Source organism: Streptomyces sp. NPDC055189, assembly GCF_053606765.1.
Genome location: NZ_JBSGSG010000023.1, coordinates 59316 through 72794 on the forward strand (window position 1 = coordinate 59316; position 13479 = coordinate 72794).

Below are 13479 nucleotides of genomic sequence, written 5' to 3' on the forward strand. Positions count from 1 at the left end.
GCGCGCGATTTGTGTTTTTCCACCCAGTAACGCTTAATTCGGTCGGGGGAAATTCCAATCAACAAGCTGCGGTGGCCGCCCCCCACACGCGGGTGGGTAATGCGCGTGCCGCGATTTCCCCACCGGTGAAACCTCCCGACCCGCCCTTACTTCTCTTCGTGCCGACCGCTCTTCGCGTCAACCGCCGACGTACCAGGTGAATCCGCCGGAAGAAGCGGCGATGGCCATCAGCACGATGAACAGGATGACGTCGACGATGCCCAGGATGACGGCCGCCTTGGCCATGCCCCCGTTGCCCTTGACCGCCTTCTGACGCAGGGCGACAGCACCGAAGATGATCGCGAGCGGTCCAAGGATGATGTTGAGGAAGAACACCCCGACGATGCCGCATACGAGACCGGCTACTGCGAAGCCATTCGTCCTGGAGGCGGAAGAAGCCGCTGACGAACTACCGAAAGCCGACATGATCACACTCCTTGGAGATCGCTTTTCAGCCTTACGTGACGCAACTCCGAGTGCCCCGGCATTCAGTACGTAATCAGCGGACCGGATTTGTCGTTGCGGATTCACACGGGGGCGATACCCGGATCACCCGAGTTTTTCGATCACCGCGAGGACCTGGCGCATGCCGTCCTCCCTGGCCAGGGTCGCGGAGATGTCACGGGCGCGGGCGCGCAGGGCGGGGCTGTGGACGGCATCGGTGAGCGCCGAAGAAAGGCGCTCGGCGGTGAGGCGCTGGTAGCGCAGCGGACGCGGCGCGACGCCCAGGCCATGCAGTCGGGCGGCCCAGAAGTGCTGGTCCAGTTGGACCGGGACCGGAACGGAGGGGACCCCGGCGCGCAGCCCGGCCGCGGTGGTGCCCGCGCCGGCGTGGTGGATGACCGCGGCGGTCCTGGGGAACAGCCAGGCGTGCGGCACTTCCTGCACGGTGATCAGGTCGTCGTTCTCGGCGTGCAGGCCGCTCCAGCCGGCCTGGATGATTCCGCGCACCTTCGCGCGGCGCATGGCGTCGGCTAGCAGGGTGCTCAGCCGCTGTGCGTCGGCGGTGACGCAGCTACCGAAGCCGGCGAAGACCGGGGGCGGGCCCGCGTCGAGGAAGTCGAGTAGCCGCGGCTCGGGCTTCCAGCCCGGCGGGGTCCGCGGCCACCAGTAGCCGCAGACCTCGTGCCCTTCGGGCCAGTCCGCAGGGCGCGGGACGACGCGCGGGCTGAATCCGTGCAGGACGCTCCGTCCGGGCGGCAGGCCCAGCATGCCGCCGAACCTCCGCCGCGGCAGCCCCAGTTCGCGGCGCAGCCCGGTGACGGAGGGGGCGAAGATGCGGTCGCTGCCGGCCCACAGGGCATAGCCGGCAAGGCGGTTGCCGTGCGACCCGAACGAGCGGGCGCCCGTCACCATCGGCGGAAAGGCGCGCGTGGGCCGCACCGGCTGGAGGTAGACGCCGATGCTCGGCAGCCGCAGTGCCTCGCCGAGCACCGCGCACACCGGGTCCGTGACCGTGGAACTCAGCACGACATCGGTGCCTTGCCGCACGGCGTCCGCGACGCCCCGGGTAAGACGGGGCATGAACGCCCGCGCCATACGCGCCACTCGCGCCATCTCCACGGGCGGACTCGTCGCCCTGGCCAGACCCTGGCCGCCCTGCGAGGCCAGCTCCTGGCGCGGATCGACGGGCAGGGCGCGGAACCCGAGACCGTGGGCGGTCACCTCCTGCTCGAAGCGCTCATGGGTGGCCAGGGCCACCTCGTGACCCGCGGAGCGCAGCCGCACGCCGAGTCCGGTGTACGGAGCGACATCGCCCCAGCTGCCTGCCGTAACGATCAGTACTCGCACCGCGACAGGATGTCAGACGGCGGCGGCCTCAGGGCCCCTCCGACGCGGCGAGCGCCGAGAGAAGGCGGTCGGCCTCAGCCGTCACCGAAGCGAGCGCGGACGCGGGGTGGGGTGAGCGGGCGAGCAGCATGCCCGCCTCGCACAGTGCGCCGAACATCAGCTGGCAGCGCACGTTCAGGTCCCCCTCGCCGATGTGGCCCGCGGCCGCCGCGGCGCGCATGCCGCCCGTGAGGACCCGCAGCGTATGGGCGTACTCGATCTCGCGGACGGTCTCCCAGCCGAGGACCGCGGGCGCGTCAAGGAGCACGATCCGGCGGAATCCGGGGTCGAGGCAGTGCTCCAGGAAACGGTGGCAGCCGCGCCGCAGCGCGGACCAGGCGTCGGCCTTCTCGGCCGCGGCGCGCTCCAACTCCGCGGCGATCTCCTCCTGCTCGCGGACGAAGACCGCGTGGAAGAGGGCCGCCTTGCCCTCGAAGTGGTGATAGGCCGCGCCCTTGGTGACTCCGGCTGCGGCCGCCACGGCGACGATCGAGGTCGTCGCGTACCCGTCCCGGCCGAAGAGCCGCTGTGCGGCGGCGATCAGCTGCGCGGTGGTCGCGTCGGAGCGTTCCGCCTGCGTACGGCGGGCAGTTGGTCGCGCTGACGGGCCTTGCGGGATCACGGTCGGCTCCTCTTGACGAACATACTCAGGGTACGTAGGTTCCGCACCAGTTGCATACCTTCGGTATGAAAGCGAGTTGAGCATGACAAAGCCGCTCTTCGCAATCTACGGAGCCTACGGCCACACCGGGCAACTCGTTGCCCGCGAACTCCTCGCCAGAGAAGCGCAGTTACTGCTGGTCGGCCGCGATGCCGAGGCGCTGGAAGCGATGGCTGACGATCTCGGTGATCTCGGCGACCTCGGTGAACCCGGTGAACCCGGTGCGGGGGAGCGGGTACGCACCCGCACGGCCCCCGTGGACGACGCCGAGGCGCTGCGCGAGGTGATGACCGAGGCCGACGTCCTCATCCAGTGCGCGGGCCCCTTCGCCGTCACCGGCGCACCCCTCGCCACCGCCGCCGCGGAAGCGGGCTGCCACTACATCGACCACGCCCTCGAACCCCACCACGTAAAAGGGGTCTTCGACACCGCGCAGGCCACGGCCCAGCGCACCGGCACCGTCATGATCCCGAGTCTCAGCTTCTACGGCGGCCTGGGCGACCTTCTGGCGGGGGCGGTCTCTGACGGCATCGCGGACATCGACCGGATCGTCGTCGCGTACGCCGTGAACGGCTGGCGGCTGACCACCGGCGCCAAGAACACGGCGACCCTCCTCTTCGCGGCCACCGAACGTCTCACCTTCAGCGACGGCGCCCTGCACGCGGGCTACATCGAACCCCGCAACGCCGTCTTCCCCTTCCCGCCGCCGCTCGGACCGCGCACGATGATCGCGCCGTTCCCGTCCAGCGAGGTCGTGACGGTGCCCCGCCACGTCCCCGTACGCAACATCGACCTGATGCTGAGCACCAGCACCTTCGAGGCCAAGGACGCCTTCGAGAGCGAGAACATCGGCGCGCAGGAGCGGGCGGCGACCGACTTCACCATCGCCGTGCAGGCGATGTGGGAAGGGGGCAGCGTGGCAGGACAGTTGAGCGGCCACGACCTGTGGCGGGCCGCGGCGCTCGCCTCGGTGGAGGCGGCGGTGCGGATCGCCGAGGGGAGGGGCCCGGCGAAGGCCGGGGTCCTCGCACCCGGTGAGGCGTTCGCGGCGGAGCCGTTCCTGCGGGCACTGGAGCGGCGGGGCGCGTTCACGCTCACGCTGCGGGGCGGGGAGGAGTGAGGATGCCTACGGACGAACCGGTCCTCGTCACCGGAGCAGCGGGCGGACAGCAGGGTTCCACCGGCCGCCACGTGGTGCGGCTGCTTCTTGAGCGCGGTCAGGCCGTACGCGCCTTCGTGCGCACCGACGACGACCGGGCCGCCGAACTGCGGGGGATGGGCGCGGAAGTGGTCGTCGGCGACCTCCGTGAGATCACGGACGTGAGCGCGGCGGTGCGGGGCGTGCGGCGTGCCTTCTTCACCTACCCGGTGACCGACGGCCTGCTGGAGGCGACCGGCGCGTTCGCGGCGGCGGCCCGGCGGGAGGGGCTCGAGCGTGTCGTCGAGGTGTCGCAGCTGGCGGCGGCGCCGGATGCGGGGACACCCCGGATGCGGCAGCACTGGGTCTCCGAGGAGGTCTTCGACTGGGCGGGGATCGGGGCGGTGCATCTGCGGGCCGGGGTCTTCTTCGAGAACCTGGACTTCCTGGTACGGGCGGGCGCCGGCCGCGAGCTCGCGATGCCGCTGGGGTCCCTGGACACGGTGCTTCCGCTGATCGCGGGGGGAGGACGTGGCCCGCGTGGGGGCCGGTCTCCTCGCGGATCCCGTGCCGCCGTGCCCCGATCCCGTGGTGCTCCTGACGGGGCAGGTGCTTTCCGTCGCCGGGATCGTGGAGACGTTCGGCGGCGGCCTGAAGTACGTGGACGTCTCGCCGCAGGACTGGCGGGAGCGGGCGATGTCCCTGTACGGGGACGCGCACGTGGTGGCCCACCTGGACAAACTGTGGGAACTGTTCCGCCTGATCGGTGCGCATCACGAGCTGTATCAGGTGACGGAGGCGATCGAGCGGTTCGGGGGGAGGGGGCCGGGGACGCTGGCGGAGTTCGTGCGGGGGAGGAGCTGAGCGCGTTCAGCCCGTCCTGCGCCACAGAGCCACGGCCCGCGCGCCGGCGGGTTTCCGGGAAGGGACGGGGTTGGGGAATGATCGATCAAACGGCAACCCCGTCCACCCCGTCCCACCCCTCCGGAGGAGCAACACGTGAACCACCCCGTCACAGTCGTAACCGGCGGCAGCCGCGGCATCGGCGCGGCCATCTCCACCCGCCTCGCCGCGGACGGCCACCACATCGCCCTCGGCTACCACTCCGACGCGGACGCCGCGGAAAAGGCGGCCGCGGAAGTCCGCGCGACAGGCGCGGAGTGCGTCACCGTCCGCATGGACACCGCCGACGAGGCGGACGTCGACCGCCTCTTCGAGACCGCCGCCGCGGAACTCGGCCCGGTCACGGGCCTGGTGAACAACGCCGGGATCGGCGCCCCGGTGGGCCCCCTCGCGGAAGCCGACCCCACAGCCATGCGCCGCGCCCTTGACGTGAACGTACTGGGCTACCTCCTCTGCGCCCGCCGCGCGGTCCGTGACATGACACGAACTGGCACCGGCGGCGGCATCGTGAACATCTCCTCCGCGGCGGCGACCCTCGGCGCCCCCGGCGAGTACGTCCACTACGCCGCAGCCAAGGGAGCCGTCGACACGATGACGATCGGCCTGTCGAAGGAGGTCGCGGCGGACGGCATCCGCGTCAACGCCGTAGCCCCCGGCGTGATCTGGACCGAGTTCCACGCCGACCCCCAGCGCCCGGCGAAGCAGGCCGCGGGCATTCCCCTGGGACGCTCGGGCCAGCCGCAGGAGATCGCGGCGGCCGTCTCCTGGCTGCTCTCGGAGGAGGCTTCTTACGCGACGGGCACGATCCTACGCGTCGCGGGCGGAAGGTGAACCGATCGCCGGGTGGAAGGTGAGCTGATCGCCGGGTGGAGGCCAGGACGATCGCCGGGTGGAAGGTGAGCTGATCGCCGGGTGGAGGGCAGGAGGATCGCCGCGCGGAAGGTGAGCCGACCGCGGGGTGCAGGGCAGGACGATCGCCGGGTGGAAGGTGAGCTGATCGCCGGGTGCGGGGCAGGACGACCGCCGGGCGCAGGGCAAGCCAACCGCCGGGCGCAAGGCGAGCCAACCGCCCGGTGCAAGGCAAAAAAGCCGCCGGACGCAAAGCCAGCCGACCGCCTGACGCAAAGCCAGACCACCGCCGGGCGCAAAGCCAGACCACCGCCGCACAATGGTGCGCGGACCCGCACGCGCGCCGGCCGAAGTCCTTACGCTAGGCGCATGATCACCGAATCCGCCCGCATCACCCCGGACGTCGTCATGCGCCCCGCAACCCTTGAGGACGCGGGCGGTCTCGCCCGCGCCCGGCTGCGCAGCCGCGCCCACCTGGAGCCATGGGAGCCCACCAGACCCGAGGACTACTTCACCACGCAGGCGCAGGCCGCCCGGCTCCGGGCCCAGCTGGAGGACTGCCGGGCCGGGCGGACGGCGCTGTGGGTGCTCGACCGCGAAGGGGACATCGTCGGCTCGGTCACCCTGAGCGCCATCGTGCTCGGCCCCTTGCGCAGCGGAAACCTCGGTTACTGGATCGACGTGGACCACGCCGGTCGGGGCCTGGGCACCGCCGCGGTGACGTACGCCTGCGCGGCGGCCGACGCCGAGCTCGGCCTGCACCGCATCGAGGCGGGCACCCTCCTGGACAACGTGCCCTCGCAGCGGGTCCTGGCCAAGTGCGGCTTCGAGGAGTTCGGTGTCGCGCCGGAGTTCCTGCACATCAACGGCGCCTGGCGCGACCACCGGCTCTTCCAGCGGATCCTCAACGACCGCACCCCGTAACGAGGTTACGGGGTCCGGTCGTACGAATGGGCCTTGCCGGCCTGCTAGATGATGTCCTCCGCGATCTCCGCCTGCTCCCGCTCCGACCCGTACGCCGACGGCGTGCTGTAGGAGCGCCGGGCCACGAACCACCACACCGTGGCGAGGGTAAGGACCACGGCGAGCGCGATCGACGCGTAGTTCATCGAGTCGACCGTCACCGGCGAGACCTGGGGCAGGCAGAACAGGACCGTCACGAACGCCACCCAGATCACCGCGATCCAGCCGACGGGCTTGCTCCAGCGGCCCAGGTTCCACGGACCCTTCTCGAAGCGGTCACCCGCCCGGAGCCGCAGGAAGATCGGGATGGCGTACGCGGGCGTGATCCCGATGACGTTGATGGCGGTCACGGCCGTGTACGCGGTCGTCGAGTACAGGGACGGCAGGGCGATCACCGCGGCGAGACCGACCGACAGCCAGACCGCCGGCACCGGCACCTGGGTGCGCGAGCTGACCTTGCGCCACACCTTCGAGCCGGGCAGCGCGTTGTCGCGGCTGAAGGCGAACACCATGCGGCTGGCCGCGGCGGTCTCGGCGTTGCCGCAGAACAGCTGCGCCACGATCACGATGAGCAGCAGGGCCGTGGCGCCGGACTCGCCGATCGCGTCGATCATGATCTGGGCCGGCGGCACACCGGTCTCGGTGGCCTGGGTGCCCGCGTAGTCCTGGATCGCGAACGTCAGACCGGCGAGCAGGATGAAACCGGCGATCCACGACGCCCAGATGGCACGCACGATGCCGCGCGCCGCGGTCACCGAGGCGTTGGAGGTCTCCTCCGACAGGTGCGCGGAGGCGTCGTACCCGCAGAAGGTGTACTGCGCGAGGAGCAGACCGATCGCCGTGACGTAGAGCGGGTTGTCCCACCCGGTGTCGTTGACGAACTCACCGAAGACGAACCCCGGCGACTGGTGGTGGTCCGGCACGATCGCCAGGACGCCCACGATCACGGCGACACCGGCCACGTGCCACCACACGCTGATGGAGTTGAGCAGACTCACCAGGCGCACGTTGAACAGGTTGAGGACCGCGTGCAGGAGCAGGATGCACAGGAAGATCACAAAGGTCTTCTCGGGCGTGGGCGTGAACCCGAACTTGAGATTCAGGAACGCCCCGGTAAAGAGCGCGGCGCCGTAGTCGATGCCCGCTATCGCACCGAGCAGGCCGAGCAGGTTCAGCCAGCCCGTGTACCAGCCCCAGCGGCGCCCGCCGAGCCGGTCGGCCATGTAGTAGAGCGCTCCCGACGTCGGGTAGGCGCTGGTGACCTCGGCGAGTGCCATGCCCACGAAGAGCACGAAGAGGCCGACGCCCGCCCAGCCCCAGAGCATCACGGCCGGGCCGCCGGTGCCGAGCCCGAAGCCGTAGAGGGTCATGCAGCCGGAGAGGATGGAGATGACGGAGAAGCTGATGGCGAAGTTGCCGAAGCCGCCCATCCGGCGGGCGAGGACCGGCTGGTAGCCGAGTTCCCTGAGCCTCTGTTCCTCGTCGGGCAGCGGAGCTTTGGCCGATGCGGGGCTCGACCAGGTGGTGCGGGACACGGATGTACCTCCGTCGGGAGCGGTCGTACGGGGAGCGGTCGTGCGGTCGAGCGGGTGGTGCCGATTCAGCGGGTGGTGCCGGTCGGGGAGGCCGTGGCCAACGGGCTCAGCCCGAATCTCGTACGGCCGTCAGACAGCGCGTCCGTGCCTGCATGAATGACTCGGCCGCCGCGTCCGCGTCACCGGGCGAGCGGGTGCGGTACGTCCACGGAGCCACGGTGTAGAAGGGGTCGAGCACCTCGAACACCCGCCCGGCGTCCTGGAACTGGTGGGCGCCCCACAATGCGTGGGCCAGGTAGTTGAGGTCGAGGAGCGAGGTCGCCGCGGGCAGCGCGTGCTCGAACCACAGGTGCAGCGCGCGCAGCGCGGAGCGGGTCGCGTCCTCCCCTATCCAGTGCAGGTCCAGGGCGTGCTCGCTGCCGCCGTCCTTGCGGTACCGCTCGACACGCACATACAGCGGCAGTACGTGCAGTGCCGAGCCCGCGTGCGCCGAACCGGACGCCCAGTGGGCGAAGTTGACCGCTTCGGTGAGCGGGCCGCCGGGGCGGCGCGTGTAGGCGAACTGCAGCATCCGGTGGTAGGCCTCGCGGTTGCCCGGGTCGCGCTTGTCGGCCTCGGCCAGGAGGTGCCAGGGGCCGGGGAACAGCATCGGCTCGGGGGCGGGCACCCGGTGCTCGTCCCACCGCTGTCCCTTGTCGAGCTGGGCGAGGGCGAGCAGGCAGACCCAGGGCACGGGGTCCTCGGGAGAGGCGTCGATGGCGGCTCCGCACGCGGCTGCCGCCTCGCGCCACAACTCGTTGGTGTGGCGGTGCCCGGCGCGATGGGCGCGCAGGGTCCGCTCGACCAGGACCCTGGTGTGCAGAACGGATGCCGCGGCGCTGTGCGGCTCCTCGGCCTGCCAGGCCCTGACCACGTCCGAACCGGCGACGGCGGCCGCCAGGATCTGCGTGCGTTGCGTCCATAGACCCCAGTCGGGCGTGGAGTCGAGCAGGTTGCGCGTCGACACCCAGCGACCCGTCTTCAGGTCCTGGAGCACGGCGCGCAACTGATCGTCGTGGCCCGCCGGGTGGTATACGGGGCGGCCTGACGGATTGGGCATGAATCCTCTGTGGGGGAGGAGAGGGCGGAGGGCAGAGTGTGTGAACTGGCCTTTGACGAGATGATGTTGTTCGGCGGTCAGTGTAGATCTGGAACTACCGTTTTCTGGCCAGTTCTTGGATCTTTTGAGATTGACTTGAGCTCAACTCGGCGCGCCGGTTGGCAATTTGAGAAATAGTCAAGACGGTATCGGCCCGAGATGGGGGCTCTTGACGCATTCCCGGCCGCTGTAGCAGGCTTCCGCGGTGATCACGAATGGCATAGGACCGCGCGGCGAGGCAGTCCTCGCCATCGACCAGGGCACCTCCGGCACGAAGGCTCTCGTCCTCTGCCCGGAACGCGGAGTGATCGGTTCCGGCGTCGCGCCCGTACGCCCGCGCCACCTCCCCGGAGGCCTGGTGGAGGTCGACCCGGAGGCCCTGTTCGCCTCGGTCGTCGACGCCGGACGCCGCGCCCTCGCCGACGCGGGGGAGCCGGTCGCCGCGGTCGGTCTCGCCAACCAGGGAGAGACGGTGCTCGCCTGGGACCCCGTGTCCGGCCGCCCGCTCACCGAGGCGATCGTGTGGCAGGACCGGCGCGCGGAGCCGCTGTGCACGGAACTCGCGCCGTACTCGGAAGAGCTCAGGCACCTGACGGGGCTGCCCCTCGACCCCTACTTCGCCGCGCCCAAGATGGCGTGGATCCGCCGCCACCTCACCCGGGAAGGCGTCGTCACCACCAGCGACGCCTGGCTGGTCCACCGGCTCACCGGCGAGTTCGTCACCGACGCCGCGACCGCCGGGCGCACCCAGCTCCTCGACCTGGACGACGTCACATGGTCACGGCGCGCGCTCGACATCTTCGGCCTCGCCGACGAGCGGCTGCCGCGTGTCGTGGACGCGGCGGGCCCGGTCGGCACGACGAAAGCCTTCGGCCCCGGACTCCCGCTGACCGGCCTCCTCGTCGACCAGCAGGCCGCGCTGCTCGCCCAGGACGTGACCGAGCCCGGCACCGCCAAGTGCACCTACGGCACCGGCGCGTTCCTGCTCGCCCAGACCGGCTCCCGCCCGCGCCGGGGCGACTCCGGCCTGGTCAGCTGTGTCGCCTGGCGCCTGGCGGGGGAGAGCAGCTACTGCCTCGACGGGCAGGTCTACACCGCCGCCTCCGCCGTCCGCTGGCTCACGGACCTCGGCGTCATCGAAGGGGCGGCGGACCTCGACCTGGTGGGGTCGTCCGTACCCGACGCGGGCGGCGTCACCTTCGTCCCCGCGCTCGCCGGGCTCGCGGCGCCCTGGTGGCGCGGTGACCTGCGCGGCTCGATCACCGGCCTGGGGCTCGACACATCCCCCGGCCACCTCGTCCGCGCCCTGTGCGAGGGCATCGCGGCCCAGGTCGCCTCGCTCGCCGACGCCGTGGCCGCCGACCTGGGCGAGCCCCTGACGAGCCTGCGCGTCGACGGAGGCCTGACCCGCTCGGCCCTCCTGATGCAGACCCAGGCGGATCTGCTCCAGATCCCCGTTGAGGTATCGGCGCTGCCCGACGTCACCGCCCTCGGCGTGGGCGCCGTCGCCCGCATGGGCCTCGACGAGAAGCTCACGGTGCGGGAGGCGGTCCCCCGGTGGCGGCCCGCCGCCGTGTACGAGCCGAAGATCGACGCCAATCGGGCCGCCGAGCGCCTCGGCGGCTTCCGCTCGGCGGTCGACGCCCTCCTCGACCGCGCGACCGTACCGTCATGACCGTCACCACCAAGGGCCCGCTGCCCTCCGAGCCCTATGACGTGACCGTCGTCGGGGCCGGTGTGGTCGGCTGCGCCATCGCCCGCGAACTGGCCGGACACCATCCCCTGCGCGTCGCCCTGGTCGAAGCGTCCGGCGATGTAGGCGACGGCACGTCCAAGGCCAACACCGCCATCCTGCACACCGGTTTCGACGCCGTGCCGGGTTCCCTGGAGGCCCGTCTCGTACGAGAGGGCCGCCGCCTGCTCGCCGCGTACGCCATGGAGTCGGGTATCCCCGTCGAACCGGTCGGGGCACTCCTTGTCGCCTGGGACGAAGAGCAACTGGCCGCCCTGCCGGCCCTGTTGAAGAAGGCGGAGGCCAACGACTACCACGAGGCCCGGATCATCGGCGCCGACGAGGTCCGTTCCCGCGAACCGCACCTGGGCGAAGGCGCCCTGGGCGCGCTCGAAGTCCCCGGCGAGTCCATCATCTGCCCCTGGACGACGACACTCGCGTACGCCACCCAAGCCGTGCGCGCGGGCGTGGACCTGCACCTCAACTGCAAGGTGGAGGGCGCGGCGTCACCTACGTCACCGGACGGCGACGACCACCACGAACTGACCACGCCCCGCGGTGTCCTGCGCACCCGCCACCTCATCAACGCCGCGGGCCTGCACGCGGACGCGCTCGACCAACTCCTCCTCGGAGGGGGCAAGTTCACGGTCACCCCGCGCCGCGGCCAGCTCATCGTCTTCGACAAGCTCGCCCGCGACCTGGTCCGTCACATCCTCCTTCCGGTGCCGACGGCGCTCGGCAAGGGCGTCCTCGTGGCTCCCACCGTGTACGGCAACGTCCTCCTAGGCCCCACAGCCGAGGAACTGGACGACAAGAGGGCGACGGACACGACACAGGACGGCCTGGAGGGACTGCGCGACAAGGGCCGGCGCATCCTGCCCGCCCTCCTCGACGAGGAAGTCACCGCGGTCTACGCCGGGCTGCGGGCGGCGACGGAGCACGACGACTACCAGATCCACGGCGCACCGGAGAAGCGGTACATCACCGTCGGCGGCATCCGGTCCACGGGCCTCACCGCGTCGATGGCGATCGCGGAGCACGTCGTCGGACTGCTCGCCGACGCCGCGGGCCCCGACCTGGACCTGACGGTGCCCGGGAACCTGGAGCCCGTGCGCATGCCGAATCTCGGCGAATCGTTCCCGCGCCCCTACCAGCGCGCCGACCTCATCGCGACCGACTCCGCGTACGGCAGCATCGTCTGCCACTGCGAGCGCGTGACCCGCGGAGAGATCAGGGACGCCCTCATCAGCACGGTCCCGCCAGGCTCGCTCGACGGCCTGCGGCGCCGGACCCGGGCGCGGGGCGGGCGATGTCAGGGGTTCTACTGCGGGGCGGCCGTACGTGAACTCTTCGAAGGCTGGGGCGAGTCGGGGGCGGCGCGATGAGGCGGCAACGGCATGTGGACGTCCTGGTCGTCGGCGCGGGCCCCGCGGGACTCGCCGCCGCCGCAGGGCTCTCCGCATCGGGCGCGGGCACCGTGGAGGTCCTCGAACGGGAGGCGCGGGCAGGCGGAGTGCCGCGCCACTGCCACCACCGGGGATTCGGGCGCTGGGGGGTGACAGGACCGCAGTACGCGGAGGGCCTCGTCGAAGCCGCGCTCGGCGCCGGAGCGGCGGTACGAACCGGGGTGACCGCCACCGGATGGGACGGCCCGCTCACCCTGGACACGACGGGACCACACGGCCTGGAGCGGATCACCGCCCGCGCCGTGGTCCTGGCCACGGGCGCGCGGGAAAGGCCGCGGACGGCACGACTCGTGCCGGGCACGCGACCGGCGGGCGTGTTCACCACCGGGGAACTGCAGCAGGCGATCCACGTCTACGGGCAGGAGATCGGGAGCCGGGCACTCGTCGTGGGGGCGGAGCCGGTCAGCTACGAGGCGCTGTCCGCGCTGCGGCGCGCGGGGGTGCGGGTCACCGCGCTCGTCACCGAGGAGACGCGGGCCCAGGTCGGCCGGGCGCGGGCGGCGGCGGCCCGGCTCGGGGTCGCCAGGGTGCCGCTGGTGACCGGGGCGGTGGTGGCCGAACTCCTGGGACGCGGGCGGCTCTCGGGGGTGCGGCTGCGGCACCGCGACGGGCGGCAGGGGGTACTCGCCTGCGACACGGTGGTGTTCACCGGGAACTTCGTACCCGACCACGAACTGGCGCGCCGCGGAGGCGTACTCCTCGACCCCGGAACACGAGGCCCCGCGGTGGACGGCTCCTTCCGCACGGCCACCCCTGGTGTCTTCGCGGCGGGCAGCGGAGTCCACGCGGTGGAGCCGGCGCGGGTGGCCGCGGGGGAGGGCGAGCGGGTCGCTGAGTCGGTACGGGCGTGGCTGGAGGGCAGGGGATGGCCTTCGGACGCCGTACCGCTACTGGCCGACTCCCCCCTGAGCTGGGTGGCCCCGAACCGCCTCGCACCGGGCGCTCCGGAGCCCCGCTTCATCCTGCGCACGACGCAACCGCTGACCCGCCCGGTCCTGGAGGTAACCCAGGACGGCCGGACCCTGCACCGCCAGCGGGTACGACGGAGGGTCATGCCCAACCAGGGGTTGTATCTGGCGGGGGGCTGGGCGGGGAGCGTGGACGCGGAGGGCGGTGCGGTGCGGGTGGCTGTGGGCCAGGGGCACGCGTGACCTGTGGTGGTTCAGCCCGTCCGGTGGTGGTTCAGCCCGTCCGGCGTTTGAGGACGAACTCGGCGAAGCCGGTG

General features: G+C 71.5%; 12 protein-coding genes and 1 pseudogene. 8 read left to right on the forward strand and 5 right to left on the reverse strand.

Annotated features, from left to right (window positions below; genetic code table 11):
• Positions 1–177: 177 nt before the first annotated feature.
• The 3 genes from ACWFR3_RS19085 to ACWFR3_RS19095 form a co-directional block, all read right to left on the reverse strand.
• Positions 178–465: a DUF4190 domain-containing protein gene (locus ACWFR3_RS19085; protein WP_453735758.1), complete on the reverse strand. Its 288-nt coding sequence runs from the start codon at positions 463–465 to the stop codon at positions 178–180.
• A gap of 123 nt (positions 466–588) precedes the next feature.
• Complete coding sequence (locus tag ACWFR3_RS19090; RefSeq protein ID WP_453735759.1) at positions 589–1830, reverse strand: glycosyltransferase; 1242 nt, start codon at positions 1828–1830, stop codon at positions 589–591.
• A 28-nt stretch (positions 1831–1858) separates the two neighbouring features.
• Entirely contained in the window at positions 1859–2491 is a 633-nt protein-coding gene (locus tag ACWFR3_RS19095) for a TetR/AcrR family transcriptional regulator (protein ID WP_453735760.1), read from the reverse strand.
• Positions 2492–2573: 82 nt separating this feature from the next.
• On the opposite strand from ACWFR3_RS19095, the gene ACWFR3_RS19100 reads away from it, so the two are divergent.
• The 5 genes and pseudogenes from ACWFR3_RS19100 to ACWFR3_RS19120 all read left to right on the forward strand — a co-directional run bounded on the left by ACWFR3_RS19100 (position 2574) and on the right by ACWFR3_RS19120 (position 6344).
• Entirely contained in the window at positions 2574–3650 is a 1077-nt protein-coding gene (locus ACWFR3_RS19100; protein ID WP_453735761.1) for a saccharopine dehydrogenase NADP-binding domain-containing protein, read from the forward strand.
• A 2-nt stretch (positions 3651–3652) separates the two neighbouring features.
• A pseudogene (locus ACWFR3_RS19105) lies at positions 3653–4030 on the forward strand (NAD(P)H-binding protein); the annotation flags it as partial.
• Between the two features lie 169 nt (positions 4031–4199).
• Positions 4200–4532 carry a hypothetical protein gene (locus ACWFR3_RS19110; protein WP_453735762.1) on the forward strand — a complete coding sequence of 111 codons (333 nt, stop codon included), beginning with the start codon at positions 4200–4202 and terminating at the stop codon, positions 4530–4532.
• A 135-nt stretch (positions 4533–4667) separates the two neighbouring features.
• Positions 4668–5402 carry an SDR family oxidoreductase gene (locus ACWFR3_RS19115; protein ID WP_453735763.1) on the forward strand — a complete coding sequence of 245 codons (735 nt, stop codon included), beginning with the start codon at positions 4668–4670 and terminating at the stop codon, positions 5400–5402.
• 387 nt (positions 5403–5789) lie between these two features.
• On the forward strand, positions 5790–6344 hold the full coding sequence (locus ACWFR3_RS19120) for a GNAT family N-acetyltransferase (protein WP_453735764.1): 555 nt from the start codon (positions 5790–5792) through the stop codon (positions 6342–6344).
• Between the two features lie 44 nt (positions 6345–6388).
• On the opposite strand, the gene ACWFR3_RS19125 is transcribed toward ACWFR3_RS19120, so the two are convergent.
• Both ACWFR3_RS19125 and ACWFR3_RS19130 read right to left on the reverse strand, forming a co-directional pair.
• Complete coding sequence (locus ACWFR3_RS19125; RefSeq protein WP_453735765.1) at positions 6389–7918, reverse strand: amino acid permease; 1530 nt, start codon at positions 7916–7918, stop codon at positions 6389–6391.
• Positions 7919–8024: 106 nt separating this feature from the next.
• Positions 8025–9017 carry a hypothetical protein gene (locus tag ACWFR3_RS19130; RefSeq protein ID WP_453735766.1) on the reverse strand — a complete coding sequence of 331 codons (993 nt, stop codon included), beginning with the start codon at positions 9015–9017 and terminating at the stop codon, positions 8025–8027.
• Between the two features lie 244 nt (positions 9018–9261).
• Between ACWFR3_RS19130 and ACWFR3_RS19135 the strand changes: the two genes are divergently transcribed.
• Genes ACWFR3_RS19135 through ACWFR3_RS19145 form a run of 3 tightly spaced genes read left to right on the forward strand, consistent with a single transcriptional unit; the run spans position 9262 to position 13405 of the window.
• On the forward strand, positions 9262–10731 hold the full coding sequence (locus ACWFR3_RS19135) for an FGGY family carbohydrate kinase (RefSeq protein WP_453735767.1): 1470 nt from the start codon (positions 9262–9264) through the stop codon (positions 10729–10731).
• Positions 10728–12173, forward strand: a complete 1446-nt coding sequence (locus ACWFR3_RS19140; protein WP_453735768.1) for an FAD-dependent oxidoreductase — start codon at positions 10728–10730, stop codon at positions 12171–12173. Before ACWFR3_RS19135 ends, ACWFR3_RS19140 begins: the two co-directional genes overlap by 4 nt.
• Positions 12170–13405 (forward strand): FAD-dependent oxidoreductase, encoded by a 1236-nt coding sequence (locus ACWFR3_RS19145; RefSeq protein ID WP_453735769.1) that lies wholly within the window; start codon positions 12170–12172, stop codon positions 13403–13405. Before ACWFR3_RS19140 ends, ACWFR3_RS19145 begins: the two co-directional genes overlap by 4 nt.
• Positions 13406–13479: the final 74 nt, after the last annotated feature.